Consider the following 25103-nt stretch of genomic DNA (forward strand, 5'->3'; position numbering starts at 1 on the left):
GACTCAGGCCACGTTGTTGCGTTTGGCCAGGTCGACCATTTCCACCAGCGACTCGACCTTGAGCTTTTCCATGATCCGGCCGCGGTAGGTGCTGATGGTCTTGGCGCTGAGGTTCATCTGTTCACCGATCAGTTTGTTGCTCTGGCCGGCGCTGAGCCGACGCAACACTTCCATTTCGCGGTTGGACAGCAGTCCCAGGCGCGACGTCTCGCTTTCCAGGGTATTGCTGTTGACTGCCATCTGCGGAAAGGTCGAGTAGCCCTTGACCAAGGCCTTGAGGGCAAAGACCAGGGCATCGAGGTCTTCGTCCTTGTTGACGAAGGCCGAGATGCCGGCGTCCATGCAGCGGCGCACGTAGAGATCGGCGGGCTGGCCGGTGAGTGCCATGATCCGCGGCGGAGGGGCGATCAACTTGAGACGCTTGATCACCTCCATGCCGTCGAGGTCCGGTAGGCCGATGTCGAGGATGACCACGTCTGCCTTGGTTTGCTCGGCCAGGCGTGCGGCCTCTTTGCCTTTGCCGGTTTCGCCCACGACGGTGAAGCGTTCGCGTTCAAGCAGTATGCGTACGGCGAGCCGCACGATGTGGTGGTCATCGACCAACAGCACGGATGTCATTCAGGTAGCTCCTGTCAAAGTGCATCCCGCTTCCAGCCTTGTCTTCAAGGTTCCGGGCCGCGGACTTGCTGGGCAGCGCGCACCTTACGGATATTCAGCACCCTTGGTAATAGGCGAGTATAGGGGTGTTGAAAAACCCGCGCCAAGATGTGGAAAATTCCTACAAACAAGGTTCGAGCACAGGGGCTTCAGGCGCAGGGTGCGTGGGGCTTGAGTACACGGAGTGCGGAGGCGGGATTGTTGCCCAGTACCTTGCCCACGCGGGTTGGGCGCGTCACCAGTTGGCCGCCGCAATTTGGGCAGCGATCATGGAAGTGCTGCGCGTTGCAGGCACGGCAGAAGGTGCACTCGAACGAGCAGATCAGCGCATCCGGGCTTTCAGGTGGCAGGTCGGTGTCGCAGCATTCGCAGTTGGGGCGCAGGTCGAGCATGTTCAGGGCTTCCATCCAGTTGGAAAGCCCAGTGTGCGCCGCCGCTGCCCGCTCGGCAATCGCTTCACGGGCCGGGCCGATAGAGGTGGGCGTGGCCGGCGCGATACAGGGCGGATTCGGCGAAGGGGGCGTCGCCCAGGACATGCCCGACGAGGATCAGCGCGGTGCGTCGGAAGCCCTTGGCGGCCACGCGTTCGGTGATGTCCGCCAGGGTGCCCTTGACCCAGTCCTGATCTGGCCAGGTGGCGCGATGGACCACGGCGATGGGACAGTCGGTACCGTAATGCGGCAGCAACTGTTCGACGATCCGCTCCAGATGACGTACGCCCAGGTGAATGGCCAGGGTGCTGCCATGGCGGGCCAGATCGGCCAGCTGTTCACCGGCCGGCATCGGCGAGCTGTCGCCGTAGCGGGTGAGGATCACCGTCTGCGCTACGCCTGGCAATGTCAGCTCACAGCCCAGCAGCGCGGCGCTTGCGGCGGTGGCGGTGACGCCGGGGACGATCTGGTAGTCGATGCCCAGCTCACGCAGGTGGCGGATCTGTTCGCCGATGGCTCCATACAGGCTGGGGTCGCCGCTATGCACGCGGGCTACATCCTCCCCGTTGGCATGTGCCTGGCGCATGGCCTCGATGATCTGCTCCAGGTGTAGCTCGGCGCTGTTGAGCACGGTGTGCGCCTGGTGCCCCTCGAGCACCGCAGCAGGTACCAGGGAGCCCGCGTAGATGAGCACGGGGCATTGGCGGATCAGGCGTTGGCCCTTGACCGTGATCAGCTCGGGATCGCCGGGGCCGGCGCCGATGAAATAGACCGTCATGGGGGTTCCTTGCAGGTAAAAGGAGCGGATTATCCGCCGATGGCCAGGGCCAGGGTAGCGCCTCGTAACCCCTGCCTTGGTACGCGCAGGCGCGGCTCGGTGCCGCTGCGCCCGGCCAGGGCCAGAGCTGCGCTTTCGGCCACGCCCCAGCAGCCGGTCTGGGCGTACGCTATTGTCGAGCGCTGGCTGAGCAGCGGTTCGAAGGTTGCCAGGTGGCTGCTGTCGAAGCAGATGAACGGCAGGCCGAGCCGTTCGGCCAGCGCCAGCAGGCCGGGTTCGCGCGCCTTGGGTTCGATGCTGGCAATGGCCTTGAGGGCCGACAGAGGCAGGGCGTGGCTGGTCAGCGTCTGGCGCAGCAGCACGGCGAGTGTTTCGACCGGGCAGCCACGGCGGCAGCCAAAGCCGGCATATAACGCCGGCGGGCGAGCGAGGTCGCGCATCAGGCCTGACTGGAGCGGCGGAACAACCAGGCGCTGAGCAGGCCCAGGGCCAGCCAGAACGCGGCGTTGGTCAGCCAGGATGCGATCTTGAACTGGGTTTCCAGCGCTTCGGGGGCCAAGCTTTCATGAACCGCTGGTTGCGGCGCGCCGATCAGGTGAGGGACTACCAGCAGGGCGACACCCAGCACCTTGAACAGCCAATGGTGGGCGAAGACCAGCAGCGCCAGGCCCGCGGCGGTGGCGGCGGCGGTGCCGATCCACCAAGTCTGGCGCTGGCCGAGGTCGGCGGCGGCTGTCCCCGGAAGTTCCGGTGGCAGACCCAGGGTCGGCGCCAGGCAGAACACGGCGAAGCCCGCCAGGCCCCACAGCGCACCGGTGGCCACTCGGCCTGGGGTGCGCAGGCTGTACAGGGCGGCGAGAATCAGAGCGAAGCCGACGGCTACCACCAGGTTGCCACCGGTAGTGGACAGGACCCGCTGCCAGCCATCTTCGGGCGCCCAGGCCTCGGCGCTGTGCTCATGAGGTGCTGCCGCCTCGCCGTGCTCATGGTGTTCGACGGCGGGGGCGGCGGTTTCATAGGTTTCCGCCTGGAGAATCAGCGGGGCGACCCAGAAGCTTTGCAGCAGGGTCAGCAGCAGGGCGGCGAGCAGGCCGCTGAAACCCGCGGTACGGGCGATGCGCGTGATCATGCGGGCGTACTCAGTGGCAAGGGAAGGCAGCGCTGTGGCGGGTGTCGTGGGCGGCGTTGTGCACCGCCTCGATTTGCGAGAAACCGGCGAAGTACACCAGGCACAGGCCCAGCAGGGTGGCGCCGACCGCGACGATCAGGCGCTGGCTGAGGCTGATGGGGGTGGCGATACTGGATTTGGCGTGGGTGATGGGCATGACGCGTCCTCTGCTGCTTTTGTTGTGGCAACGGGCAGGCGCGACGCCCCCGGGCACGGTTGGCCCAGGTGATACGACAGCGCCCGCCCACCGCGGGGTGTTCTGCAAGCATGTCAGGCCGGTCTCCGGGCTGGCGAGGTGGAGTGGGGCTCCATTGGTCAAGCATCACCTTCCCATGCCATGCGGGGGCACAGTGGTCTGGATGCTTCTCTCGCTTACCGTTGCGGGGGCAGCACCGGCCTTGTCGTCCCTCTTCAAAGGGCGCGCGACGCACCGGTTTCCCGTTTCACCCCCGTTGGGGGCACCTGAACGCAATGCGTTAGCAAATCACGGGGCCGGGCCTGCGTCAATCGCTGTGGCGGTTGACCGTCAGGCAGGCACTGCGTAGCCTTGCCGGTTCGAGGTTCCCGGGCGTTGGCCCGGGCTAAGACGGGAACGCGGTACAAGCCGCGGCTGCCCCCGCAACTGTAGGCACTGATGAAGGATCGGCATAGCCACTGCGCACGCGCGGGAAGGCGCCATCCCACTGGCTGAGAAGGCCGGCGGTGCAAGCCAGGAGACCTGCCTCGCAACGTTTTCGACTTTCAACCGGGCGGGGTGATCCGGTGGCGAACCAGCCAGGGCGACTCGACCCGGGGCTGTCGTCCTGCATGCCCGCGCCACTGCTTCCAAGGGCATTGCGACATGAAAACACTGGCCAAGCTTCCCGTCACCATCGTCACCGGCTTCCTCGGCTCGGGCAAGACCACCTTGCTGCGCCATATGCTCGACAACGCCCAGGGCCGTCGGATCGCGGTGATCGTCAACGAGTTCGGCGAACTGGGTATCGATGGCGAGATCCTGAAGCAGTGCGGCATCGGTTGCTCAGAGGAAGAAGCCAACGGCCGTGTCTACGAGCTGGCCAACGGCTGCCTGTGCTGCACCGTGCAGGAAGAGTTCTTCCCGGTGATGCGCGAGCTGGTAGCGCGCCGCGGCGACCTCGACCATATCCTTATCGAAACCAGCGGCCTGGCCCTGCCCAAACCCTTGGTGCAGGCCTTCCAGTGGCCAGAGATCCGCAACGCCTGCACGGTCGATGCGGTGATCACTGTGGTCGACAGCCCGGCCGTGGCGGCCGGTACTTTCGCCGCCTATCCAGACCAGGTCGACGCCCAACGAAAGCTCGACCCTAACCTGGACCACGAATCGCCGCTGCATGAGCTGTTCGCCGATCAGCTGGCCAGCGCCGACCTGGTGGTGTTGAACAAGGCCGACCTGATCGATGCCGACGGCCTGGCCAAGGTCCGTGCCGAAGTGGCCGAGGAACTGCCGCCGGCGGTCAAGGTGATCGAGGCAAGCAGTGGTCGCCTGCCGCTGGAAGTGTTGCTGGGCGTGGGCGCCGAGTCCGAGGTACATATCGACGGCCGTCGTACCCACCACGACAGCCACCACGACGGCGATGATCACGACGACCATGACCACGACGCCTTCGACTCTATCTCCATCGACTTGCCCGAGGCTGACGAAAGCCTGTTGCTCGACGCCTTGACACAACTGGTCACCGAGTTCGGCATCTTGCGCGCCAAGGGCTTCGCCGCCATTCCCGGCAAGCCGATGCGTCTGCTGATCCAGGGCGTGGGCACCCGTTTCGACAAGCATTTCGACCGCGCCTGGCGCAGCGAGGAACCACGTATCACCCGCCTGGTGCTGATCGGCCAGGACCTGGATGCTGCACGCCTGCAAGCGCGTCTGCGCCAGGCCCTGGGCGCCTGACCCATGCACCTGCTGCGGACCCAGCCGGGCGGTTTTGTGCCGGACGACAGCATCGCCGACCTCGGCCAGACCCCTGCCGAACTGGTGATCCTCTGCAGCGGTGATTCGCACCTGGCGCTGCTCGCCGAAACCGCCGAGCAGTTGCCGGCGGATTTCCCCAGCGTGCGCCTGGCTAACCCGATGCAGGTGCAGAACCACGCCTCGGTCGACCTGTATGTCGACCAGGTGCTGCGCCATGCCAAGGTGATCCTTGTGTCGCTGCATGGCGGCGTCGGTTACTGGCGCTACGGTGTCGAACAACTGGTGGCGTTGGCGGCGCAGGGCGTGCAATTGATTCTGGTCCCCGGCGACGACCGGCCCGACCCGGAGCTTACCGGGCTGGGCACGGTACGCGGCGAACAGGCCGAGCGCCTCTGGCACTACTTGCGCCAGGGCGGCAAGGCCAATGCACTGAACCTGTTCAACTGCCTGGCCAGCCAGTGGCTGGGGCGCGCCTACCCCTGGGACGAACCGCAGCCTTTGCCGCGCACGGTGGTCTACCACCCGGCCAAGTCCAGCGCACGGCTCGAGGACTGGTACACCGAATGGCACCCGGAGTACCCGGTGGCGCCGCTGCTGTTCTACCGCTCTCACCTGCAGGCGGCCAACACCGCGTTCATCGATGTGTTCTGCCTGCGCCTGCAGGCTTGCGGCCTGAATCCGTTACCGATCGCCGTGGCCAGCCTCAAGGAACGCGCTTGCCTGGACCAGGTCGAGGCCTGGCTTGACGAAGTGCAGGCCGAGGTGGTGATCAACACCACCGGCTTCGCTCTGTCCAGCCCCGAACAGCCCAATCTGCGCCCGCTGCGTCGCGACGTGCCGGTGTTGCAGGCGATCTGCGCCCAGGACAACCAGCCCGGCTGGGAGCAGAGCGAGCAGGGCCTCGGCGCCCGCGACCTGGCGATGCACATCGCCTTGCCCGAGCTGGACGGGCGCATCATCACCCGGCCGGTGAGTTTCAAGGACCTGGCCTGGCGCAGCGAGCGCAGCCAGTCCGACGTGGTCTGCTACCGCGCCCACCCCGAACGCATGGATTTCGTCGCCGAACTGGCGCGGCGCTGGGTGACCCTGGCGCGCCTGGACAACCAGGAGAAGCGCGTGGCCCTGGTGCTGGCCAACTATCCGACCCGCGACGGGCGCATCGGCAACGGAGTCGGCCTCGACACCCCAGGCGCGGCATTGAATATCCTCAAGGCCCTGCAGGCGCAGGGTTATCCGGTAGCCGGCCTGCCCGACAGCGGCACCGAGTTGATCCACCAGTTGCTTGGCGGTGTGACCAACGACCTCGATCATCTTGACCAGCGCCCTTGCGCCCAGAGCCTGGCCCTGGCCGACTACCACAGCGCCTTCGCCGCGTTGCCCGAGGCCAACCAGCGCGCGGTGCTGGAGCGCTGGGGGCCGCCTGAGCAGGATCCGATGTTCCGCAGCGGGCGCATGATGGTCGCTGGCCTGCGCTACGGCCTGACCTTCGTCGGCATCCAGCCGGCGCGGGGCTACCAGGTGGACCACAGCGCCGTATACCACGACCCGGACCTGGTGCCGCCGCACGGCTACCTGGCGTTTCACTTCTGGTTGCGCAACGGCTACGCCGCCGATGCGTTGATCCATGTCGGCAAGCACGGCAACCTGGAATGGCTGCCGGGCAAGGGCGTGGGGCTGTCCGCCGAATGTTGGCCGGATGCGTTGCTCGGGCCGTTGCCCAACATCTATCCATTTATCGTCAATGACCCAGGCGAGGGTGCCCAGGCCAAGCGACGTACCCAGGCGGTGATCATCGACCACCTGATGCCGCCATTGACCCGCGCCGAGACCTACGGCCCGCTGCGCCACCTGGAACAGCTGGCCGACGAGTACTACGAAGCGCAGTTGCTCGATCCACGTCGCGCCAACGAGTTGCAGCGCGACATCCTCGCACTGGTCAAGGCCAACCACATCGACCGCGAACTGCAGCTTGAAGGGCAGCTGGAGGATGCTGCGGTGTGGTTGCCGCGCTTGGATACCTACCTGTGCGACCTCAAGGAGTCGCAGATCCGCGATGGCCTGCATGTATTCGGCCAGTCGCCCCAGGGGCGCCTGCGCAGCGACACGCTGCTGGCCCTGGTGCGGGTGGCTCGGGGAGATGGCAAGGGCGGCAATGCCAGCCTGATTCGCGTGCTGGCCAAGGCCTTGGCGTTGGGCTTCGATCCGTTGGACTGCGACCTGGGGCAGGCCTGGGACGGGCCGAGCCCGGGCCTGCTGCTGCAACTTGACAACAGCGCATGGCGCACCTGTGGTGATACCCGTGAGCGTCTGGAGTGCCTCGCGCTGACATTGATCGAGCAGGCATTGCAAGGGGCTGTGGCGTTGCCGGATGAAGACGGCTGGGCACCGGTGCGCGAGGTCTTGCAGGCACTGGTCGAACGGGTCGCGCCGGACCTGGACGCCTGTGGCGCCGCCGAGATGGACGGCCTGCTGGCCGCACTGGCCGGGCGTTTCGTCCCGGCAGGGCCCAGTGGCGCACCCAGCCGTGGCCGCCTGGACGTACTGCCCACCGGGCGCAACTTCTACACCGTCGATGTGCGTAACCTGCCGACCACCACGGCCTGGCGCCTGGGGTTTGCCTCGGCCAACCTGATCCTCGAGCGCCACCTGCAGGATCACGGCGACCACTTGCGTCAGCTGGGCCTGTCGGTGTGGGGCACGGCGACCATGCGCACCGGCGGCGACGACATCGCCCAGGCCCTGGCGCTGATGGGCGTGCGCCCGGTGTGGGCCACCGGCAGCCAGCGGGTCGACGACTTCGAGATCCTGCCATTGAGCCTGCTCGACCGGCCGCGGGTGGATGTGACGCTGCGAGTGTCGGGTTTCTTCCGCGACGCCTTCGGCAACCTGATCCGCCTTTTCGACGCCGCCGTGCAGGCGGTGGCCGCGCTGGACGAGCCGGACGACCTGAACCCCCTGGCCGCACGGGTGCGCGCCGAGCGTGAAGTGTTGCTCGGCGCCGGCATGGAGCTGGAGCAGGCGGCGCGGCAGGCCGGCTGGCGGGTATTCGGAGCCAAGCCGGGGGCGTATGGCGCTGGCGTGCAGAACGCCATCGACGGCCGGCTGTGGCACAGCCGCGACGACTTGGCCGAGGTCTATCTCAACCATGGTGGCTACGCCTACGGCGCCAGCGACGAGGGCACACCGGCCCGCGCCGCGTTCGCCCAGCGCCTGGCGCAGGTGCAGGCCGTGCTGCAGAACCAGGACAACCACGAGCACGACCTGCTCGACTCCAACGACTACTACCAATTCCAGGGCGGCATGCTGGCGGCGGCCGAAACCCTGGCCGGTACCGCGCGAGCCAGCTACCACGGCGATCACAGCCAGGCTGACCGGCCGCGGGTGCGGACCCTGAAGGAAGAACTCAACCGAGTGATTCGTGCCCGCGCGCTCAATCCGAAATGGATCGACGGCGCCAAGCGTCATGGCTATAAAGGTGCGTTCGAGCTGGCGGCGACGGTCGACAACCTGTTTGCCTTCGACGCCACCACCCACCTGATCGACGATCATCATTACCAGGGCCTGGCCGACGCCTATGTGCTCGACCCGGCCACCCGTGACTTCATGCGCGAGCACAACCCCGAAGCCCTGCGCGACCTTACCGAGCGTTTGCTGGAAGCCCAGCAGCGCGGGTTGTGGCAAGAACCGGGCGACTATCGCGAGAGCCTCGAGCAGCAGTTGCTCGCCGGCGAGGAAGACAGCTGAACATGAGCGAACCCGTACAATTCCCCCTGGCCGCCGTGGTCGGCGCCGACGACCTCAAGCTTGCGCTGTGCCTGACGGCGATAGACCCGAAGATCGGTGGCGTGCTGATCGAAGGCCCCCGGGGCATGGCCAAGAGCACCCTGGCAAGGGGCCTGGCCGATTTACTGGGCGACGGCCCGTTCGTGACCCTCCCACTGGGGGCGACCGAGGAGCGGCTGGTCGGCACCCTCGACCTCGATGCCGCGTTGAGCCAAGGCCAGGCGCGGTTCTCGCCGGGTGTGCTGGCCCATGCCGACGGCGGCGTACTGTACGTCGACGAAGTCAACCTGCTGCCCGACCCCTTGGTGGACCTGCTGCTGGACGTGGCGGCCAGTGGTACCAACCGTATCGAGCGCGATGGCATCTCCCATCGGCACGCCGCCCGGTTCGTGCTGATCGGCACGATGAACCCGGAGGAGGGCGAGCTGCGGCCGCAACTGCTCGACCGGTTTGGCCTGAACGTGGCCTTGGAGGGCCTGCCCGCGCCCGAAGCACGGCAGCAGATCATCCGCCGCCGCCTGGCCTTCGACAGCGACCCACAGGCATTCTGTGCCCAGTGGGCGCCTCAGCAGGCCGCACTGCGCCAGCGTTGCCAGGCCGCGCGTGAGCAATTGTCGTCGATCGCCCTGGATGACCAGGCCCTGGCCTGGATCACCGAGCGGTGTTTTGCCGCCGGGGTGGACGGCATGCGTGCGGATCTGGTGTGGCTGCGGGCTGCACGGGCTCACGCCGCCTGGCGTGGCAATGCAGTGATCGAGGAAGCGGATGTGGAAGCGGTTGCCGAATTCGCCTTGCGCCATCGTCGTCGCGCTCACGCACCGCAGGCGCAGGCCGCCACGGCGGGCGAGCCACCTCGGCCGCAGCAAGCGCAAGGCGGGCAGGGTGACTGGGGCGCCTTGCCGCCCCAGCCGATGGCGACGGGCGCACGCCGCGAGGTGCCGAACTGGGCAAAAAAGCCCTGAGCATCCGCTCGCGCCATGCCCAGGCGGCGGATGCCAAGCCCCGTGTCGGCAATTTGACAGGTAGTGCCCGGGGCCGCCCGCGTACGGCCGAGACCGGCCGCATCGCTTGGCTGACGACCTTGCTCAAGGGGCGCCCGCGCCAGCATCGCGACCTGTGCTGGCAACAGCGCCAGGCCCAAGCGCCGGAGCTTTGGCTGGTGATCGTCGATGCATCGGCTTCCACCCGCCGCAACCAGGCACTGACACAAGCCAAAGGCCTGCTGGCCGGATTGTTCGATGAAGCCTATCGGCAACGGGCGCGCCTGGCCTTGCTCACCGTCAGTGGCGACAAGCCGCAATGGCAGCTGCATGGTCTCAAGGCCTCGGCGGCACTGCAGCCGTGGTTGCAGGGGCTGGGGGCTGGCGGTGGCACGCCGTTACCAACAGCGCTCGAGGAGGCGCGCCAGTGGTTGCTGGCGCGGAGCAAGCGCCTGCCCCTGGAGACCCAGCGCTGCCTGGTACTGACCGATGGCCGCCTGCTGCAGGAAGCCCCAATGCAGCCGTTACCGTGCAGCACGTTGTTGGTGGACATGGAACGGGCGGCGGTGCGAGTAGGCCGCGCACGACAACTTGCCGAACAACTGCATGCCGAATACCGGCATATCGAGCAGTTCAGCGTGGTCGATTGAGCATGTAACTGCGACAGGATGTCGCAATTGAAAAGTTATATTCGTGGTCTCTGAAAGTTGACCAAGTGCGTGGTAGCCACGCACTTGTTACAGGCTGCCTTGTTTATTTGGGCATCGACCAGGGTTGCAGGTCGTACCCTTTGCCGGACAGTTCGGCTCGCACTTCCTCGATCAGGCTGGCCCATTGCGCAGGGTCCGAGTAGACCCGCGAGGACACTTGCTTGCTGCCGATACGGGTGCTGGTCCGGTCGACCACTGCCAGGCTCAGTTCACCAGTACCGTTGGGGGCATCCCAGGCTACGCACTGGAAGGGTTCGAAGGCGTGGTCGGCGATCAGCAGTGCTTCGTTGACACGGAGCGGGGCGTTCATGGTTCGGTCTCTCTCATGGTCCCAAACAGCGAAATATTGTTCCGCGGTGTTATTCCTCAACAGGTTACAACGCGGGGTTATTTGTACTGATGCTCCAGGTCAGGGTTCAAGTCACAAGGCCGGTGATTTTTTTTATTGACGATCATTCGTCCTTGCGTGCCGCTGCGCCTATGACGCGCAAGGATGGAGATAATTCCCGAGTGGGCAGAGTGCGCGGCAGGCGGGCTGACCAACGGTAGTGGGGAGCGTCAAGTTAATTGCTACTGTTAATTCGGGCGTCGCAACTGTCTGTTTATAGGTAAAAAACCAATAACTGGCGCCAAGGAAAGGTCATGCTTGAACCTGCATCCCATCGCCGCCTGCTGATCGTCGACCCCTGCGACGATTGCCACCGCCTGTTGCCAGGCTTGCGCAGTGTCGGCTGGGATGTCCGAAGTTGCACGCTCGAGGCGGCGCTGGAGCAACCCTGCGATGTTGGCCTGGTGCGCTTGCAAGCCTCGCACCTGCTGCACCCCGAGGCGGTCAAGGACCTGATCAAGCGCAGCAATACCGAGTGGATCGCCGTGCTCAGCGCCGAGGAACTGCGCCTGCAGAATGTCGGCGATTTCGTCTGCGAGTGGTTTTTTGACTTCCATACGCTGCCGTTCGATGTATCCCGGGTGCAGGTCACCCTGGGGCGTGCCTTTGGCATGGCACGCCTGCGCGGCAAGGGCACGGTGCGCGTCGATGAGCCCGAGCACGAGCTGCTGGGTGAAAGCCGGCCGATCCGCGAGTTGCGCAAGCTGCTCGGCAAGCTGGCGCCGACCGAGTCACCGGTGCTCATCCGTGGCGAAAGCGGAACCGGCAAGGAACTGGTGGCGCGCACCCTGCACCGGCAATCACATCGCCGCGACAAACCTTTTATTGCCATCAATTGCGGGGCGATCCCGGAACACCTGATCCAGTCCGAGCTGTTCGGCCATGAAAAGGGCGCTTTCACCGGAGCCCACCAGCGCAAGGTGGGGCGCATCGAAGCGGCCAATGGCGGCACCCTGTTTCTCGACGAAATCGGTGACCTGCCCTTGGAGTTGCAGGCCAATCTGTTGCGCTTTCTCCAGGAAAAGCACATCGAACGGGTGGGCGGTAATCAGCCCATCGCGGTCGACGTCAGGGTTCTGGCGGCCACCCATGTGGACCTGGAAAAAGCCATTGCCTTGGCGCGATTTCGCGAAGACCTTTACTACCGCCTGAATGTCCTGCAAGTGGTGACCGCGCCGCTGCGTGACCGGCATGGTGACCTGTCGATGCTGGCCAGCCATTTCTCGCAGTTTTACAGCGCGGAGACGGGCAGGCGGCCCCGCTCGTTCAGCGACGGTGCCCTGGCGGCAATGGGACGGCACGATTGGCCGGGCAATGTGCGCGAGTTGGCCAACCGGGTGCGACGTGGCCTGGTGCTGGCCGAGGGACGGCAGATCGAGGCCCAGGACCTGGGACTGCAGGACCTGCAGGAGCAGGACCAGCCGCTGGGCACGCTCGAGGACTACAAGCATCGCGCAGAGCGGCAGGCGTTGTGCGATGTGCTGAACCGGCACAGTGACAACCTGAGCATCGCGGCCAAGGTGCTGGGTGTGTCGCGGCCGACGTTCTACCGGTTGTTGCACAAGCACCAGATTCGTTGAGCAACCACGCTGTCGATCGCGGGGCCTCAGCTCGATTGGGCAAGATGGCCGTCCGCCAGTTCCTCCACCGTCTCTGGCTCATCGGGCAGCGCGGTGATCACGCTGAAGTCGCTGACCTCCACTTCGCCGCCGCCATACCCCAACAGGTGGAAGGAAAACGCCTTGCGCACGGTGGGGTTGTCGAAATCGAACTGCATTTCCAGCGGCTCATCGGCCGTTACTCGAATCTCTTCGGGCAAGCCAAGCTGCACATCCTGCTCAAGCTCCTTGGCCTTGAGCCGGATGTACGCGGCGTGGCGCGGATCCAGCGCTCGTACCTTGAGACGTACCCGGGTGCGGGTGCCTTCGGGCATCTCCAGGTATTGCGCGCCGATCAGGTTGTCGGCCCAGTCATCCCTGATGCGCTCAGCCAGGGCGATGGGGGAGGGGCCGCCGAACTGGTAGCGCAGGTTGAGCGGAGTCTGCAGCAACGACTGGTCGAGGCCGGTGGCCAGCAGGCCGATCTGCGCTCCTAGGCCGTCGTCTCCACGGCCAACGAATTTGGCCTGGTCGGCAATGAAACCGGGGCTGGCATAGCGTCGGCAGCGCTGCTGGAAATCGCACTCGCTGAGGGTGCCCTGGCCATCGTGGTAGCGCAGCATGCCGTTGGTGTAGGAAATCATCTCGCGGCCACTGTCATAGTCGCGGTACAGCGAGCGCCCGGCCAACGCCGCAGGGATCGGCAGGGCGAAATAGTCGAGCAGGGAGGTGCTCAGGTCGACGTGGCCGTAGGTGCCCTGCTTGAGCCTGGGCAGTTGGGCCTGCTCCGGCGCGAGCGTGAGGTTGAAGCCCCAGGCCGAAGCCAGGCGCACGCCATCGATGCCGTGGGATTCGTCGGAGGTGACGATCACCAAAGTGTCTTCCAGCACGCCCTGGCGCTCGAGACCGTCGAGAAAACTGCCCAAGGCATCGTCCAGGTAGGCCACCGCAGCTTGCTTGGGCGTATCGAAGCGTTGCAGATAGGACTCCGGCGCCGAATACGGCTGGTGAGTGCCGACCGTGAGCAGGGTGAGCATCCAGGGTTTTGGTTGCTTGCGCAGCTCACCAACATAGTCGAGCGCACCCTCGAAGAACGCGCGGTCGTCCTTGCCCCAGGGGAATTCCAGGTAGTTGTCGTTAGCGAACCACTCCAGCCCATGCACCGTGTCGAAGCCGATGTGCGGCATGATCCGGTCCTTGGCCATGAAACGCAGCCCGGCGCCTTGCAGGTAATGGGTGGCGAAGCCGGCTTCGCGCAGCTGGGCAGGCAGGCAGGCCTGGTTGCGTTGCTGCTGGGTCAGCAGCTCGACCCCCTTGGGCGTGCCGTTGGCCAGCTTGTCATAGTCGCCGCAGAGCATCGCGTACAGGCCGCGAATGGTCTGGTGCGTGTGCAATACATAGTCGGGGGTGTTCATGCCGCGCTCGGCCCACTGGCTCAGACGCGGCATCAGGTCCTGCTGGTAGTGGCTGCCCAGTGCCTCGCGGTTGGGGCGCAGGTAAGCGCCGGGGATGCCCTCGACGGTGATGATCAGCAGGTTGCGCGCCTTGCCCGGTGCGTCGAGCAGCTTGACGCCATTGAGGTCGGACTGGGTCAGGCCGGCGCTGGACAGCGCCGTGACTGCCGGCACCCGGCCCATACGGCTCAAGGCCTGATGCTGGACCTTGCCCACCGCCGTCGACAGCGCCTGGTGGGTGAGGCCGTATTGGCGCCATTGGTCGGCGTCCGAAGGGGCCAGCTGCTGGCCGCCCCAGTGCAGGCCGAACAGCGCCAGGGGCACGGCCCAGAGTCGCCGTGGCAATGGCGCGCCGGCTGGCGATCGCCATACGCTTGCCAGCCAGGCGCCGAGGCCGGCGACCAGCAGGACGGGGAGCCAGGCATGGGCCAGTCCGCCGCCGGTGGAGTTTTCCATGAACTGCGGGTCGATCAGGTAGGCCAGGTCGTCGACCGTGGGCAGCCTGCCGACGGCGCTGACCAGCTCGGCGGATGCCACCCACAGGCCGCCCCAGGCCAATAGCAGCGGCAGGGCCAGCCACCAGGGGCGCCGCTGCAGGAGCAGGACCAACAGGCTGCCGATGGCGAGGTCAGACAGGTAGCCGAAGGGGTTGGACCAGCCCAGCAGCGCGCGCGCGGTCAGGGGTATCACCAGCACCAGGATTGCCAGGGTGGCAAGGCGGGCGCGAGGGGGACCGAGCAGGTTGTTCACGAAACTTTCCTTAATGCCATTAAACCGTCACAAAAGTGTGCCGGATGATAACAGGCTGGTGCCGGGAAAGTCGGGCGCTACAAAACCGGTAACCAAATGCCGGGCCCGTGCGCGGGCCCGGAGTGGTCAGAAGTAGTAGGGGAATTTCAGGCTGAACGAGAAGTCTGGCGAGTCTTCGGTCAGGCCGATGGAGAGGTTGGGCACGATGGTCAGGTTGTCGGTGGCAGCGAAGGTCAGGCCGACGTTGAAGTTGGCGGCGTTGTAGTCGCTGTTGGTGATCGACTGCCAGTCGCCGCCGTCGCGTTTGATCTTGCTTTTGCTGGCGAATTGGTCGGTGACCGAGAATGACATGCTCATCCGCTCGTTCAGGGCAAAGGCGATCCCCCCGCCGATCTGCCAGGAATCTCCGAGTTTCACGTCGCCTGGGACCTTGCTGTTGACTTCCGGGCTGATGTCGCTGAACGAGTCCTGCATGTTGTAGGTGTAAGACAGGCTGGCGAAGAGAACGGCTGGGTCGAACGTCTTGACCAGCGAAATCCCTGGGGTGATCGACCAGACACCATTGCCGGTGGGCAGGCTTTCAGGCACCGCCAGGTTGTCGTTGGCCGTATCCCTGATCAGCTTGATGCCGTAAGGGTCCTTGCCGGTGGGGGCCTTGACCCGCAGTGTCGCGACCGCGTCGGGCCAGTTTTCCGACTCGTCGAGGAACTTGTAGGCTACCCCCACGTTGATATCGCCGATGGTGGGGTCTCGGGTTACCGTGGCATCCGAGGCGGTGGAGCCGACGCCGCTTACCCCGCCGGAAGAATAGGTCGACTCCCGGTACACGATTGGCACGTTTATGTCGAACTGCCAGCGCTGGTCCAGGTTGTAGCGGGCTGTCAGGTCCAGTGTCCAGTTATCGGCCTTGATGCGGTCGAGGTTGATGTTGCCAAGGAAGATCGAGTCCAGGGCGAGGAAACCGTTGAGGGTCAGGGCGCGAGTGTCGTAGTGGGTATAGGTCACGCCGGTCTCGACGCTGAACTTGCCGCCGCCGAAGAAGCCGCTGGCTTCGTCATACAGGTTGGAAACACTTTGCGCAGGCTCGGAGTCGTCCTTGAGCGATTGACCATAGGAGCTGCCTGCATTGCCCGGAGTGCCAGACGCAACCGTCTGGGCGCCTTTGGCCGGTTCCGAGGGGGACCTTGTCAGGCGCCTGGGCGGCGGCGCCGCCGGGGTCTCTTCTACTTGCCGCACGCGCTGCTCGAGCACCATCAGGGCATTCTGCTGGGCTTCGTAGCGTTGCTTCAGCTCCCGCAACTCCTGCTTCAGTGCCTCGACCTGAGGGTCCGGTGCTGCGTAGAGCAATGTCGCGGGTGCCAAGGTACTCAGACAGACTACAGCTCTGAACGTCAACGATCGGTGCATGGGTTAGCCGTCCCTTCAGACTACATACGATGAGAGTCAGCGTAGATCAGTATCCGAGAGCGCGAAGGCCTTTGAGCTGGTCAAGATTGCCGTTCAGCGCGGCGTCAGGCACGTTGTCGCGCAGCACGACGTTGAGGGACGTCAGGTTGCTGACCTGGTTGCCGTTGCCGAGCAATGTCGCGTTCTGCATCAACCCACCCTGGGCGATGCGTTGCAGGGCACTGCCCTGGTTGTTGTTGGCCACCACGTCGAGCTGCACGCCGGTGCCGCTGGCCGATACGCTCAGCGAGCCGGCGCCGTTGCTGCCAACCAGTGTGGAACCTGCGGCCAGTACCTGGCCCTGCTGTGGCGTATCGGGTGCCTGGTTGGCCTTGGTGACGTTGATATCGACGTTGTTGTAGGCGGTATTGTTGTCCCCGGCGGCGCGCACTACCTGGGTGACACCGTCGGTCGTGTTCAGGCCCGCGCCGCCCGTGACGCTGCCGGTGCCTTGCGCGTTGCCCGAGCCGGAGCCTTTCTTGTCGATCATCGACACGTAGAATTGCGGTTTGATGGTCGACTGCTGGACCTGCATCGAGGTCTTGGCGCCGATGACATCGCCACTGGCGTTTTGCCAGGTGCTGGTCATTACCACGCCAAAACTGATGATCCGCCCCGGCATTACATAGCGCCCGCGCAGGTTCGCCAGCTCCTGGTCCTTCAGTTCAATGGGCTTGAAGGTCTCTGCCTGGATGGGCAGGGCGGCTGCCAGACAGATCAGGGTGAGCCATGCTGGAGTCTTCATGGGATGCTCCCGGAGCGTCGTGCTTGATTGTCATTAGAAGAAGTCGCTGCGGATGAAGCCAAAGTCCATCAGGTCAGCGTCCTTGACCGGGGTAAAGTTGTTGATCCGGCCCTTGGCGCTCAGCGGCAGAGGAGGGTCGAGCAAAGCATTGGTCTTGTCGTAACCCTGGCCGATCACGGCGAAGATGATGCCGTTCCAGCCCTTGAGGAAGTCCTCGACCTTGTAGCGCTTGTGCCCCAGGACCGGATCGCCGATATAGACCCAGCCCTTGTCGACCCGCTGCATGACCACGAAGTGCTTGTAGCCGCGGATGTCCATCAGCACCACCACGGGGATACGCACGCTATTCAGGGTTTCGGCGGCGACCCGGTAGCCGCGGGCACGCATGCCCAGGCTTTCCACGTAGCGTTTCATGTCGAGCATGGAGAAGCCCTGCACCCGCACCAGGTCCTGGTCGGCGTGAGCCAGCATGCCTTCGATGATGTGTTGTTCGTCCACATCCAGCCAGTAGGCCTGGCGCAGGATGGTTGCCAGCGCCGCGGCGCCGCAACTGAAATCGGTCTTCTGTTGCACCAGGTCGGCGAACTTGCGCTCACGGATGCTCTGGATGGGCTTGTAGATCACCGCACCCCCCGGCAAAACCGAAAGCGGCATCTGCGCCGCTTCGCTGTAACTGGCCATGCACAGCAAAAACGCCAAGGCGATCATCCGCATGGTCTTGCCCCCTGGTCCTGTTGAAGAAAGGCCCCCCGAAGGGGGCCTTACGGTTACAGCGCTCAGAACGAGGTGTTGGAGATGGCCAGCGAGTTGCTCTGCTGGTTGCCCACACCGGCGGCGACGTTGACGCCGAGGTTGCCGCTGCCACCGTTCACCGAGCCACTGAGGGTTGCGGTGTTGGTCACAGGGTTGGCCCAACCGGTAGGGGTCAGCACCTGGAACGACACGGTGTTGCTCAGGTCGTACGAGCTGGACTCGCTGTAGCTCTTCGAGCCGGACTTCGACGATTCGTTGGAGGCGCTGCCCGACTTCTCATAGGAGGAGTCGTAGGCTTTCTCGAACGCAGAGTCGCGAGCTTTTTCGTACGAGGAGCTGGAAGACTTCTCGTGCGACTTGTCATACGACGCGTCGATCGAGGCGGTCAGCGAAGCATCGAACGAGTCGGTGCGGCTGCGCTCGTGGCGGCCGAAGTCCTGGGTCTGGGTCACGCTGCCGCTTGCCGAGGCATCCAGCGAAGCGTTCAGAGAACCGCTTGCCGAGGAGCTCGAATCATGGCTACGCGAACCACTGGCGCTGGAGCTGTTGGAGCCACTGGCGTTCCAGCTGTTGGAGCCGGCGGCGTCCCAGCTCGACGAGGCGCTGCTGTCCTTGCTGTAGCTGGAATCCTTGTCGTACGAGGCGCTGCCACTTTTCGTGGTGGTGAGGGTCAGCGTATCGACCCGGTAGGTGCGGTCGGCGCTGTTGTTCACTACCAGGCCTGGGCCATTCTGGTCGGCAGAGGCGGTGGCGGTGGCATTGCCCAGTGGCGCATTGGAGTTGGCAATGGCCATGGTGTTTTTCTGTTGGTTCAGGTCGCCACCGGCAATGTTGATGCCCATGTTGCCGCTGCCGTTGTTGCCCGAGCCGCTCATGACGCCGGAGTTGGTGACACCGTAGTTGTTGACGCGGTTATTGTTGCTGTACTGACGTACGTCGGCGGTGGCCGAGGCGGAGCCGAACACGAAGCTGTTGTCCAGGCTCGAATCGGCGCCGGCGTTGGCGATGGCGGCGGCGTTGTCCTGTTGGTTGCCGGCGCCGGCCGCGACGTTGACACCGACGTTGCCGCTGGTGCCGGAGGCCGAGCTGCTCATTTCGGCTTCGTTCACCGTGCCTTCATTGTTGATGCGGTTGTTGGTGCTGCTTTGCTTGTCCCAGGCATTGGCGGTGGCATATACCGGGATCTTGGTAGGAGGAGGGGTGTGATGACCGTTGTTGTGGCCATTGTTGTGGCCATTGTTATGGCCGTTGTTGTGGCCGCCACGTGGATCATTCTGCCCAGCTTGTACAGCCACAGCCATGATCGCAGCAATTGCGAAAACCAGAGGCTTGAGTGCCATCGAGGGTTTCATGGTGGTTCTCCGTACTTTGTTTTAGGTTAAGTGTTGTTGTTACCTGTTTGGGTCAATCTGCGACCCGGACGCTCAGGGTGTTGGCCGTTCGGTTTCCCACCCCTGCACTCTGATTCAACTGCACCACGCCACGGCTACCGGTGAATGCCTGGTCGCTGGTGCTGACCTGGCGATGGCCGGGTGTCTGGGCAGTTGAGTCCGAGCTGTTGATCAGCGCCACGTTCTGTTGCAGAAGGACGCTGTCATCGATGCTTTGCGGTTGGGCACTGACGCTGATGCGCAGTGCGTTGGCTTGCTGGTTGCTGGCGCCGGCGCTCTGGTTCACGCCCAGTACGCCGTTGCCGTGGCTGAAGGCGTCGCCCTGGATGCTGGCCCGAGCATCTATCGAGGGGTCGACAGGCGTGCGCAAGCGTTGGCGGATCTGGGTGCTGGCGTTGGCGTCATGGCCGATGGCGATAGCCCGGGCGTTGACCTGCTGTTGTTGGTCCCCGGCCGCCTGGTTGACACCCAGGTTGCCTTGGTACTGTGCGCCTGAACTGTCGATGGTGGCGTTGTTGATCACGGGGGATTGGGCAAAGGCCGGTGCACTGCATAACGTGGCCAGGATCAGCAGCGTATGCTTCATGTCACTGACCCCCGTTGAGGATCTTCAGGGCGCCCAGACCTTGCTGGACGTTCGAATTGACCATGTTGGCAATGCCATTGCCCGAGCCTGAGGCTCGCCCACCGGCAATGTTCGGCAGTTGCGTCTGGGTGCCGATATTGGCCCCGATGTTGTTGGTCTGTTGGGTGATCAGCGTGTTGATGCCTGCGCCGCTGCTGATACTGGCGAAGTCGCCGTCGCTCAGTTCGTTGGTCTGCTTGAGGATGTGCGCGGACGGGTTGGTGTTGACGGTGACAGGATTGGGATCGGGCACAAGCGGGGCGCGGGTGGCAATGCGCGGTTGCACATCACGGGTAATGATGACGAGCCCGTTATCGGCCTGGGCTGGCAGGCTGAAGCTAGAACCCAGTGCGCATCCGATCAGCAGGAGACGACAGACGTTGCCTTTATCAAGTTTCCCCACGATGGCAATTCCTTCTTCGGCGTGTTGGGCCTGGGCCGCGTTGCCAGAAGGAGAGCAGAAGCTGTGCCGGTTTTTGTTATTGCTTTTGAATCAGGTAGTTGAGGGGCTGGAGCTGGCGCGTCAAAGGATTGGTGTATCAGTGCTGAGACAGAGAGGCGACCCAGGAGCTGCCGGGCCCATTGAAGTCGGGCGCTGACAGGTTTTCGTCGAGGGTGTTTCACGGGTGTGACACTACCCCCGGATCTGGCGCAATACGCGCAAATCCGGGGGGCATGGCCCCACAGGGTGTATCAGCGGCTTAACATTCGGTGGGGCAGGTGGGGGATTTGCCGTCGAGCAGGCGCTGTACAACGCTCAACACCTTGGCGCTGCGTTGCGACCAGTCGCCATCGATCACCTGCACGTTCTGCCGGTTGCGTTGCAACCAGGCCAGGCTGTCGTCGAAGAACACCTGGCGCTCTTCCAGCCGGGGCTGGCAGCGCAGCCCGTCCCCGACCCATTCGACGCCCTCAGGGCGCAGCAGCAGGTGCAGGTCGTAATGGCGCGCCTGGATGGCCTGTTCCAGCCACTCGGGGCAATCGCCGAACAGTGCCCGGCTCCACAGGATATTGCTAAGCAGGTGGGTGTCGAGAATCAGCAGCTCCGGTGCCTGCGCCCGGCCCTGGTCTTCCCAGGCGAGTTGCCCACGGGCGATGGTGGGGATATCGGCGTAGCAGGTATCGCGCTGCTCGCGCTCCATGAAGTGGCGGACGTACTCACCCACCAGCACGCCACCGAAATGCGCCTGGATCTCTCCGCTCAGCCAGCTCTTGCCACTGGACTCCGGGCCGCACAGCACCAGGACCTTCATGCGCTGGCCAGCGCCGGGTCGCGGCGCCACTCCAGCCAGCCGCGCACGGCAATCAGGGTGAACAGGGCATACAACGCGGCGGTGAGGTAGAGGCCCTTGTAGAGGAACAGGCCGACGAAGACCACATCCACCACCACCCACAGCGCCCAGCACTGCAGGCGCTTCTGTGCCATCCACAGCTGGGCCACCAGGCTGAAGCCGGTAAGCGCGGCGTCGAGCCAGGGCTGGGCGGCGTCGGTCCAGTGGGCCATGGCGGCGCCCAGCAGCAGGCTGGCCAGCAGGCCGATCGACAGGCCCTTGAGCATCGTCACGGGTGCCAGGCTGGTCACCTGGCGGGCGTCCTCGACCCGGTCCGGGCGGGTCCACTGCCACCAGCCGTACAGCTGCAGCACGGCGTAGACCAGTTGCAGGAGCATGTCCGAGTACAGCTTCACCTCGTAGAAGATCCAGCTATACAGCACCACCATCACCAGGCCGATCGGCCAGCACCAGGGATTCTGCTTGACGGTGAGCCAGACAGCGATGACGCCGAGCGCGGCGGCGAAGAGTTCGAGGCCGGACATCGGCGATCCTTGGACGGGGAAAGGGCGCGATGCTAACCGCTTCGAGCGACCGGCTTCAAGCGGCGGGCAGCATCCGAGCTACCCGCCGCCTGGCCCTGCTAGACCCTGAACTGGCGCAGCAACTGTTCCAGTTCATCGCTCAAGCGGGCAAGCGCCACCCCAGCGTCGCTGGACTGGCGGGCGGCCTCGGCGGTCTGTTGCGACAGGTCGGCGGTTTCGGTGACGTTGCGGTTGATTTCCTCGACCACATGCGACTGCTGCAAGGTGGCGCTGGCGATGGAGGCATTCAGCGCCCCCAGGTTGCCCAGTGCCTGGTTGATGGCGTCCAGGCTGCTACCGGCCTCGCGGGCCTGTTCGACGGTCTGGCGCGAGGCTTCGCTGCTGGTATCGATGGCCCGCACCGCGGCTTCGGACTGCCCCTGCAGATGCTCGATCATGGTCTGGATCTCGGCAGTCGACTGCGCCGAGCGCTGGGCCAGCAGGCGTACTTCGTCGGCGACCACGGCGAAGCCGCGTCCCTGTTCACCGGCGCGTGCGGCCTCGATGGCGGCATTGAGCGCAAGCAGGTTGGTCTGCTCGGCGATCGAGCGGATGACTTCGAGTACGCCGCCGATTTTCGTACTGTGGCTGGCCAGGTCGCGGATCACCTGTACCGCCTGGTCGATGGTCGCCGAGAGCCGGTCGATCTGTTGCAGGCTGCCGTGGATCGCCTGTTGGCCGTGGCCAACCTGCGTCTGGGCGTTGCGCATTTCGCTGGAGGCCTGCTCGGCGTGCTTGGCCACGTCATGCACGGCGTAGGAAACTTCGTTGATGGCGGTGGCCACCTGGTCCATCTGCAGCGATTGCTGGGCGCTGCGGGCCTGGGCGGAGCCTGCGTTGTCACCGACATGGCCGGCCGACTCGGCAAGGGCATGGGCTGCGCCCTGCAACTGGCCGATCACGCCCTGCAACTTACCGTTGAAGCGGTTGAAGTGTTCACCCAGCTGGGTGATCTCGTCGCGGCCGTGGGTGTCCAGGCGCCGGGTCAGGTCGCTTTCGCCACTGGCGATGTTGCCCATGGCCTGCACGGCCTCCTGCAGTGGCCGGGCGATGCTGCGGGCGATCAGCATCACCAGCAGGGCCATCAGCAGGGCAATGCCCAGGCCCAGCAGCGAGGCATCGCGCAACTGCCTGGCGAACTCGGCCTGCACGTCGTCGATGTAGACGCCCGAACCGATGATCCAGCCCCAGGGTTTGAACAGCTGGATATAAGAGGTTTTCGCCACCGGTTCGCTGGCGCCGGGCTTGGGCCAGCGATAGTCGACGGGCCCCGCGCCCTGGCTGCGGGCCAGGGCGACCATCTCGTTGAACACGGCGAAGCCGTCGGGGTCACGGATGGCGGAGAGGTCCTGGCCATCGAGCTTGGGGTTGGCCGGGTGCATGACCATCTTCGGTTGCAGGTCGTTGATCCAGAAATAGTCGTTCTGGTCGTAGCGCAGCCCGCGCACCACTTGCAGGGCCTGCTGCTGAGCGGCCTCGCGGGTCAACGTGCCGGCGGCCTCCAGGCCTTGGTAATGGGCCAGCACGCCGGCGGCGGTCTGTACCACGTGGCGGGTCTTCTCGGCCTTGGCCTGGTACAGGCCGTCATGGATCTGGCGCAGCATCAGCAGGCCCAGCACCAGCAGCATGGCCACGGCCACCAGCAGGATCAGCCACAGGCGGCGGCTGATCGACATCGACCTCAGGGTCTTCATGATGCGTTACTCCAGTCTTGTTCTTTTTATCCAGGGCATCCAAGCGTGCTTTGTCGCGGGCCCCCACTCGACCAACGGCTAATGCGTCGTTCTTGACATCCTCAGTTGCAGGTAACGCAAGCCTTGAAACATAGGCTCTGCTAGGATTTCGGCCGCGCCAGATGAAACCTTTAGGCGGCTGGTCTTTTCAGCTGGCTTTGGTGGTCCTTGCGCTGTAAAAAGCACGCGCCGCGTGCGGTATCAATTGTGTCAATCAAAACAAGCGGCCTGCCACGCGTAGCGTCGCACTTGGGGGAAAGATGGATTTGTGGAGTGCCTTGCAGGCGGTCATTCTGGGCGTGGTCGAGGGGCTGACGGAGTTCCTGCCCATTTCGAGCACCGGGCACCAGATCATTGTCGCCGACCTGATCAATTTTGGCGGCGATCGCGCCATGGCGTTCAACATCATTATCCAATTGGGTGCCATCCTGGCGGTGGTGTGGGAATTCCGGCGCAAGATCTTCGACGTGGTACTGGGCTTGCCCACGCAGGCGCCGGCACGGCGTTTCACCACCAACCTGCTGATTGCTTTCATTCCTGCCGTGATCTTGGGCGTGCTGTTTGCCGACCTGATTCATGAATACTTGTTCAACCCTATCACGGTCGCCGCCGCGTTGGTGGTCGGCGGGGTGATCATGTTATGGGCCGAGCGTCGTCAGCATCGGGTGGAGGTCGATCATGTTGACGAAATGCGCTGGAGTCATGCGTTGAAGATCGGTCTGGTGCAGTGCCTGGCGATGATTCCAGGTACCTCGCGCTCGGGGTCGACCATTATCGGTGGCTTGCTGTTCGGCCTTTCGCGCAAGGCAGCGACCGAATTTTCGTTCTTCCTGGCAATGCCCACCATGGTCGGCGCGGCGGTGTATTCGGGGTACAAGTACCGTGATCTGTTCCAGCCAGGCGATTTGCCGGTGTTCGCGATTGGTTTCGTGGTCTCGTTCATCTTTGCCATGATTGCCGTGCGCGGGTTGCTCAAGTTCATCGCCAACCACAGCTATGCGGTGTTTGCCTGGTACCGAATCGCCTTTGGTCTGCTGATCCTGGCGACTTGGGAATTCGGTTGGGTCGATTGGTCGACGGCGCATGGTTGAGAGGGCCCGTTCGCAGCGTGCGCCCCGGCGTGAGGAGGGCGTGCGCAATGCACGCCTGAAGGGGCTGGTACTTGTGGTGCTGTGCCTGTTGCCGGTGCTCGGCGGCCTGCGGATGGGGTTGAGTGGCGGGAACTGGTTGCCGTTGGCGATGTATCCGGTGGTGAGTCTTGTCAGCCTGTTGTTGTACTGGCAGGACAAGCAGCAGGCGCGGACTCAGGCTTGGCGTACTCCGGAGAAAGTGCTGCATGCCAGCGAGCTGCTGGGGGGCTGGCCGGGGGCTTTGCTGGCGCAGCAGGTGTTTCGGCACAAGACTCGGAAGGTTTCCTATCAGGTTGTGTGTTGGGGGATTGTTCTGGTACATCAGGTGTTCTGGGTTGATTATTTGTTTTTGGCGGGGCGGTGGGGGGCTTTGATCTGACGGTTGTAGTTTTGGTTTTGGTTTTGGTTTTGGTTTTGGTTTTGGTTTTGGTTTTGGTTTTGGTTTTGAAAGTTGTATGCGCATTCATTTGTGATGTCGACGCTTATTCACCTTTCCGCCCTTACGGCGGGTCCCTTTTTGAAGGATCAAAAAGGAACCAAAAAATCCTCGCTCCATTCATCCGGCCCTCCGCTTCGCTCCGGGTTCCCTCACTCCGGCCTTGCTCCCGGGAGGACCGCGCTGAACGCCCCATCCTGGGGCGCAGCGCTTGACGGGCATCCATGCCCGTCACCTCCCTCCGCAAGACCTCCGTTCGGCCTCCTGAAGTCGCGAAGTTACGGGCGGCGCCTGCACTAACGCAGCTAGTCGCTAGTTGCCAGCGTGGGAACTCTAGATCAACATCGCGGGGCAAGCCCGCT

General features: G+C 64.3%; 24 protein-coding genes, 1 pseudogene and 2 riboswitches. Of the genes and pseudogenes, 7 read left to right on the forward strand and 18 right to left on the reverse strand.

Features of this window, described 5'->3' with window-relative positions:
* Window positions 1–3 precede the first annotated feature (3 nt).
* The 6 genes from BMY03_RS19545 to BMY03_RS19570 all read right to left on the reverse strand — a co-directional run bounded on the left by BMY03_RS19545 (window position 4) and on the right by BMY03_RS19570 (window position 3191).
* Window positions 4–618 carry a response regulator transcription factor gene (locus tag BMY03_RS19545; protein ID WP_023630915.1) on the reverse strand — a complete coding sequence of 205 codons (615 nt, stop codon included), beginning with the start codon at window positions 616–618 and terminating at the stop codon, window positions 4–6.
* Between the two features lie 188 nt (window positions 619–806).
* Window positions 807–1049, reverse strand: coding sequence for a DUF1272 domain-containing protein (locus tag BMY03_RS19550; RefSeq protein ID WP_094012014.1), 243 nt, complete (start codon window positions 1047–1049; stop codon window positions 807–809).
* 64 nt (window positions 1050–1113) lie between these two features.
* Window positions 1114–1866: a precorrin-4 C(11)-methyltransferase gene (gene cobM / locus BMY03_RS19555; RefSeq protein WP_023630917.1), complete on the reverse strand. Its 753-nt coding sequence runs from the start codon at window positions 1864–1866 to the stop codon at window positions 1114–1116.
* A 29-nt stretch (window positions 1867–1895) separates the two neighbouring features.
* Window positions 1896–2306, reverse strand: a complete 411-nt coding sequence (locus BMY03_RS19560; RefSeq protein ID WP_038706276.1) for a cobalamin biosynthesis protein — start codon at window positions 2304–2306, stop codon at window positions 1896–1898.
* Entirely contained in the window at window positions 2306–2995 is a 690-nt protein-coding gene (locus BMY03_RS19565) for a CbtA family protein (protein ID WP_038706275.1), read from the reverse strand. The genes BMY03_RS19560 and BMY03_RS19565 overlap by 1 nt, the downstream gene beginning before the upstream one ends.
* A 10-nt stretch (window positions 2996–3005) precedes the next feature.
* Window positions 3006–3191, reverse strand: coding sequence for a CbtB domain-containing protein (locus tag BMY03_RS19570; RefSeq protein ID WP_094012015.1), 186 nt, complete (start codon window positions 3189–3191; stop codon window positions 3006–3008).
* 99 nt (window positions 3192–3290) lie between these two features.
* A riboswitch (cobalamin riboswitch) is annotated at window positions 3291–3514 on the reverse strand.
* A gap of 61 nt (window positions 3515–3575) precedes the next feature.
* A riboswitch (cobalamin riboswitch) is annotated at window positions 3576–3774 on the forward strand.
* A gap of 101 nt (window positions 3775–3875) precedes the next feature.
* Between BMY03_RS19570 and cobW the strand changes: the two genes are divergently transcribed.
* Genes cobW through BMY03_RS19590 form a run of 4 tightly spaced genes read left to right on the forward strand, consistent with a single transcriptional unit; the run spans window position 3876 to window position 10377 of the window.
* The gene (cobW, locus tag BMY03_RS19575; protein WP_094012016.1) at window positions 3876–4943 is read left to right on the forward strand and encodes a cobalamin biosynthesis protein CobW; all 1068 of its coding nucleotides are present in this window, start codon (window positions 3876–3878) and stop codon (window positions 4941–4943) included.
* A 3-nt stretch (window positions 4944–4946) separates the two neighbouring features.
* Entirely contained in the window at window positions 4947–8708 is a 3762-nt protein-coding gene (gene cobN / locus BMY03_RS19580; protein WP_094012017.1) for a cobaltochelatase subunit CobN, read from the forward strand.
* Between the two features lie 2 nt (window positions 8709–8710).
* A complete protein-coding gene (locus BMY03_RS19585) occupies window positions 8711–9709 on the forward strand; it encodes a magnesium chelatase ATPase subunit I (protein WP_094012018.1) in 999 nt (332 codons plus the stop codon).
* 53 nt (window positions 9710–9762) lie between these two features.
* Window positions 9763–10377 (forward strand): vWA domain-containing protein, encoded by a 615-nt coding sequence (locus BMY03_RS19590; protein WP_081941271.1) that lies wholly within the window; start codon window positions 9763–9765, stop codon window positions 10375–10377.
* Between the two features lie 103 nt (window positions 10378–10480).
* Here the strand turns inward: BMY03_RS19590 and BMY03_RS19595 are convergent, their stop codons facing one another.
* On the reverse strand, window positions 10481–10747 hold the full coding sequence (locus BMY03_RS19595) for a hypothetical protein (protein WP_023631096.1): 267 nt from the start codon (window positions 10745–10747) through the stop codon (window positions 10481–10483).
* Between the two features lie 332 nt (window positions 10748–11079).
* Here BMY03_RS19595 and BMY03_RS19600 point away from each other — a divergent pair, with 332 nt between their 5' ends.
* Window positions 11080–12405: a sigma-54 dependent transcriptional regulator gene (locus BMY03_RS19600; RefSeq protein ID WP_023631095.1), complete on the forward strand. Its 1326-nt coding sequence runs from the start codon at window positions 11080–11082 to the stop codon at window positions 12403–12405.
* Between the two features lie 26 nt (window positions 12406–12431).
* Here BMY03_RS19600 and BMY03_RS19605 read toward each other — a convergent pair whose 3' ends face one another.
* The 11 genes and pseudogenes from BMY03_RS19605 to BMY03_RS27035 all read right to left on the reverse strand — a co-directional run.
* Window positions 12432–14627, reverse strand: coding sequence for an LTA synthase family protein (locus BMY03_RS19605; RefSeq protein ID WP_094012019.1), 2196 nt, complete (start codon window positions 14625–14627; stop codon window positions 12432–12434).
* A gap of 126 nt (window positions 14628–14753) precedes the next feature.
* A complete protein-coding gene (locus BMY03_RS19610; protein ID WP_094012020.1) occupies window positions 14754–16034 on the reverse strand; it encodes a coiled-coil domain-containing protein in 1281 nt (426 codons plus the stop codon).
* A gap of 46 nt (window positions 16035–16080) precedes the next feature.
* Window positions 16081–16818, reverse strand: a complete 738-nt coding sequence (locus tag BMY03_RS19615; RefSeq protein WP_094012021.1) for a hypothetical protein — start codon at window positions 16816–16818, stop codon at window positions 16081–16083.
* Between the two features lie 33 nt (window positions 16819–16851).
* On the reverse strand, window positions 16852–17532 hold the full coding sequence (locus tag BMY03_RS19620) for a C39 family peptidase (protein ID WP_094012022.1): 681 nt from the start codon (window positions 17530–17532) through the stop codon (window positions 16852–16854).
* Between the two features lie 62 nt (window positions 17533–17594).
* Window positions 17595–18923 (reverse strand): heme utilization protein, encoded by a 1329-nt coding sequence (locus tag BMY03_RS19625; protein ID WP_094012023.1) that lies wholly within the window; start codon window positions 18921–18923, stop codon window positions 17595–17597.
* Between the two features lie 52 nt (window positions 18924–18975).
* Window positions 18976–19548 (reverse strand): adhesin, encoded by a 573-nt coding sequence (locus BMY03_RS19630; RefSeq protein WP_094012024.1) that lies wholly within the window; start codon window positions 19546–19548, stop codon window positions 18976–18978.
* A 1-nt stretch (window position 19549) separates the two neighbouring features.
* Window positions 19550–19990 carry a hypothetical protein gene (locus BMY03_RS19635; protein WP_094012025.1) on the reverse strand — a complete coding sequence of 147 codons (441 nt, stop codon included), beginning with the start codon at window positions 19988–19990 and terminating at the stop codon, window positions 19550–19552.
* A gap of 298 nt (window positions 19991–20288) precedes the next feature.
* The gene (locus tag BMY03_RS19640) at window positions 20289–20840 is read right to left on the reverse strand and encodes an AAA family ATPase (protein WP_094012026.1); all 552 of its coding nucleotides are present in this window, start codon (window positions 20838–20840) and stop codon (window positions 20289–20291) included.
* Window positions 20837–21403: a nicotinamide riboside transporter PnuC gene (pnuC, locus tag BMY03_RS19645; protein ID WP_094012027.1), complete on the reverse strand. Its 567-nt coding sequence runs from the start codon at window positions 21401–21403 to the stop codon at window positions 20837–20839. The genes BMY03_RS19640 and pnuC overlap by 4 nt, the downstream gene beginning before the upstream one ends.
* Window positions 21404–21501: 98 nt before the next feature.
* Window positions 21502–22236: a methyl-accepting chemotaxis protein gene (locus BMY03_RS27030; protein ID WP_413697907.1), complete on the reverse strand. Its 735-nt coding sequence runs from the start codon at window positions 22234–22236 to the stop codon at window positions 21502–21504.
* A 138-nt stretch (window positions 22237–22374) separates the two neighbouring features.
* Window positions 22375–23136 (reverse strand): annotated as a pseudogene (locus tag BMY03_RS27035) (cache domain-containing protein); the annotation flags it as partial.
* Between the two features lie 299 nt (window positions 23137–23435).
* Between BMY03_RS27035 and BMY03_RS19655 the strand changes: the two are divergent.
* Together BMY03_RS19655 and BMY03_RS19660 are read left to right on the forward strand one after the other, a co-directional pair.
* Window positions 23436–24266 carry an undecaprenyl-diphosphate phosphatase gene (locus BMY03_RS19655; protein WP_094012029.1) on the forward strand — a complete coding sequence of 277 codons (831 nt, stop codon included), beginning with the start codon at window positions 23436–23438 and terminating at the stop codon, window positions 24264–24266.
* On the forward strand, window positions 24259–24684 hold the full coding sequence (locus tag BMY03_RS19660) for a DUF1294 domain-containing protein (RefSeq protein WP_094012030.1): 426 nt from the start codon (window positions 24259–24261) through the stop codon (window positions 24682–24684). Before BMY03_RS19655 ends, BMY03_RS19660 begins: the two co-directional genes overlap by 8 nt.
* Window positions 24685–25103 lie beyond the last annotated feature (419 nt).

This window comes from Pseudomonas soli (genome assembly GCF_900110655.1).
In the GTDB taxonomy this organism is placed as follows: Bacteria; Pseudomonadota; Gammaproteobacteria; order Pseudomonadales; family Pseudomonadaceae; genus Aquipseudomonas; species Aquipseudomonas soli.

What these genes read in the sequence shown, in the direction of transcription:
- BMY03_RS19560 (WP_038706276.1), bottom strand. Translation starts at nt 2,306, where the DNA reads ATGCGCGACCTCGCTCGCCCGCCGGCGTTATATGCCGGCTTTGGCTGC.
- cobW (WP_094012016.1), top strand. Translation starts at nt 3,876, where the DNA reads ATGAAAACACTGGCCAAGCTTCCCGTCACCATCGTCACCGGCTTCCTC.
- pnuC (WP_094012027.1), bottom strand. Translation starts at nt 21,403, where the DNA reads ATGTCCGGCCTCGAACTCTTCGCCGCCGCGCTCGGCGTCATCGCTGTC.
- BMY03_RS19620 (WP_094012022.1), bottom strand. Translation starts at nt 17,532, where the DNA reads ATGCGGATGATCGCCTTGGCGTTTTTGCTGTGCATGGCCAGTTACAGC.
- BMY03_RS19595 (WP_023631096.1), bottom strand. Translation starts at nt 10,747, where the DNA reads ATGAACGCCCCGCTCCGTGTCAACGAAGCACTGCTGATCGCCGACCAC.
- BMY03_RS19565 (WP_038706275.1), bottom strand. Translation starts at nt 2,995, where the DNA reads ATGATCACGCGCATCGCCCGTACCGCGGGTTTCAGCGGCCTGCTCGCC.
- cobN (WP_094012017.1), top strand. Translation starts at nt 4,947, where the DNA reads ATGCACCTGCTGCGGACCCAGCCGGGCGGTTTTGTGCCGGACGACAGC.
- BMY03_RS19630 (WP_094012024.1), bottom strand. Translation starts at nt 19,548, where the DNA reads ATGAAGCATACGCTGCTGATCCTGGCCACGTTATGCAGTGCACCGGCC.
- BMY03_RS19655 (WP_094012029.1), top strand. Translation starts at nt 23,436, where the DNA reads ATGGATTTGTGGAGTGCCTTGCAGGCGGTCATTCTGGGCGTGGTCGAG.
- BMY03_RS19585 (WP_094012018.1), top strand. Translation starts at nt 8,711, where the DNA reads ATGAGCGAACCCGTACAATTCCCCCTGGCCGCCGTGGTCGGCGCCGAC.
- BMY03_RS27030 (WP_413697907.1), bottom strand. Translation starts at nt 22,236, where the DNA reads ATGGACCAGGTGGCCACCGCCATCAACGAAGTTTCCTACGCCGTGCAT.
- BMY03_RS19660 (WP_094012030.1), top strand. Translation starts at nt 24,259, where the DNA reads ATGGTTGAGAGGGCCCGTTCGCAGCGTGCGCCCCGGCGTGAGGAGGGC.
- BMY03_RS19600 (WP_023631095.1), top strand. Translation starts at nt 11,080, where the DNA reads ATGCTTGAACCTGCATCCCATCGCCGCCTGCTGATCGTCGACCCCTGC.
- BMY03_RS19570 (WP_094012015.1), bottom strand. Translation starts at nt 3,191, where the DNA reads ATGCCCATCACCCACGCCAAATCCAGTATCGCCACCCCCATCAGCCTC.
- cobM (WP_023630917.1), bottom strand. Translation starts at nt 1,866, where the DNA reads ATGACGGTCTATTTCATCGGCGCCGGCCCCGGCGATCCCGAGCTGATC.
- BMY03_RS19610 (WP_094012020.1), bottom strand. Translation starts at nt 16,034, where the DNA reads ATGCACCGATCGTTGACGTTCAGAGCTGTAGTCTGTCTGAGTACCTTG.
- BMY03_RS19550 (WP_094012014.1), bottom strand. Translation starts at nt 1,049, where the DNA reads ATGCTCGACCTGCGCCCCAACTGCGAATGCTGCGACACCGACCTGCCA.
- BMY03_RS19625 (WP_094012023.1), bottom strand. Translation starts at nt 18,923, where the DNA reads ATGAAACCCTCGATGGCACTCAAGCCTCTGGTTTTCGCAATTGCTGCG.
- BMY03_RS19640 (WP_094012026.1), bottom strand. Translation starts at nt 20,840, where the DNA reads ATGAAGGTCCTGGTGCTGTGCGGCCCGGAGTCCAGTGGCAAGAGCTGG.
- BMY03_RS19615 (WP_094012021.1), bottom strand. Translation starts at nt 16,818, where the DNA reads ATGAAGACTCCAGCATGGCTCACCCTGATCTGTCTGGCAGCCGCCCTG.
- BMY03_RS19545 (WP_023630915.1), bottom strand. Translation starts at nt 618, where the DNA reads ATGACATCCGTGCTGTTGGTCGATGACCACCACATCGTGCGGCTCGCC.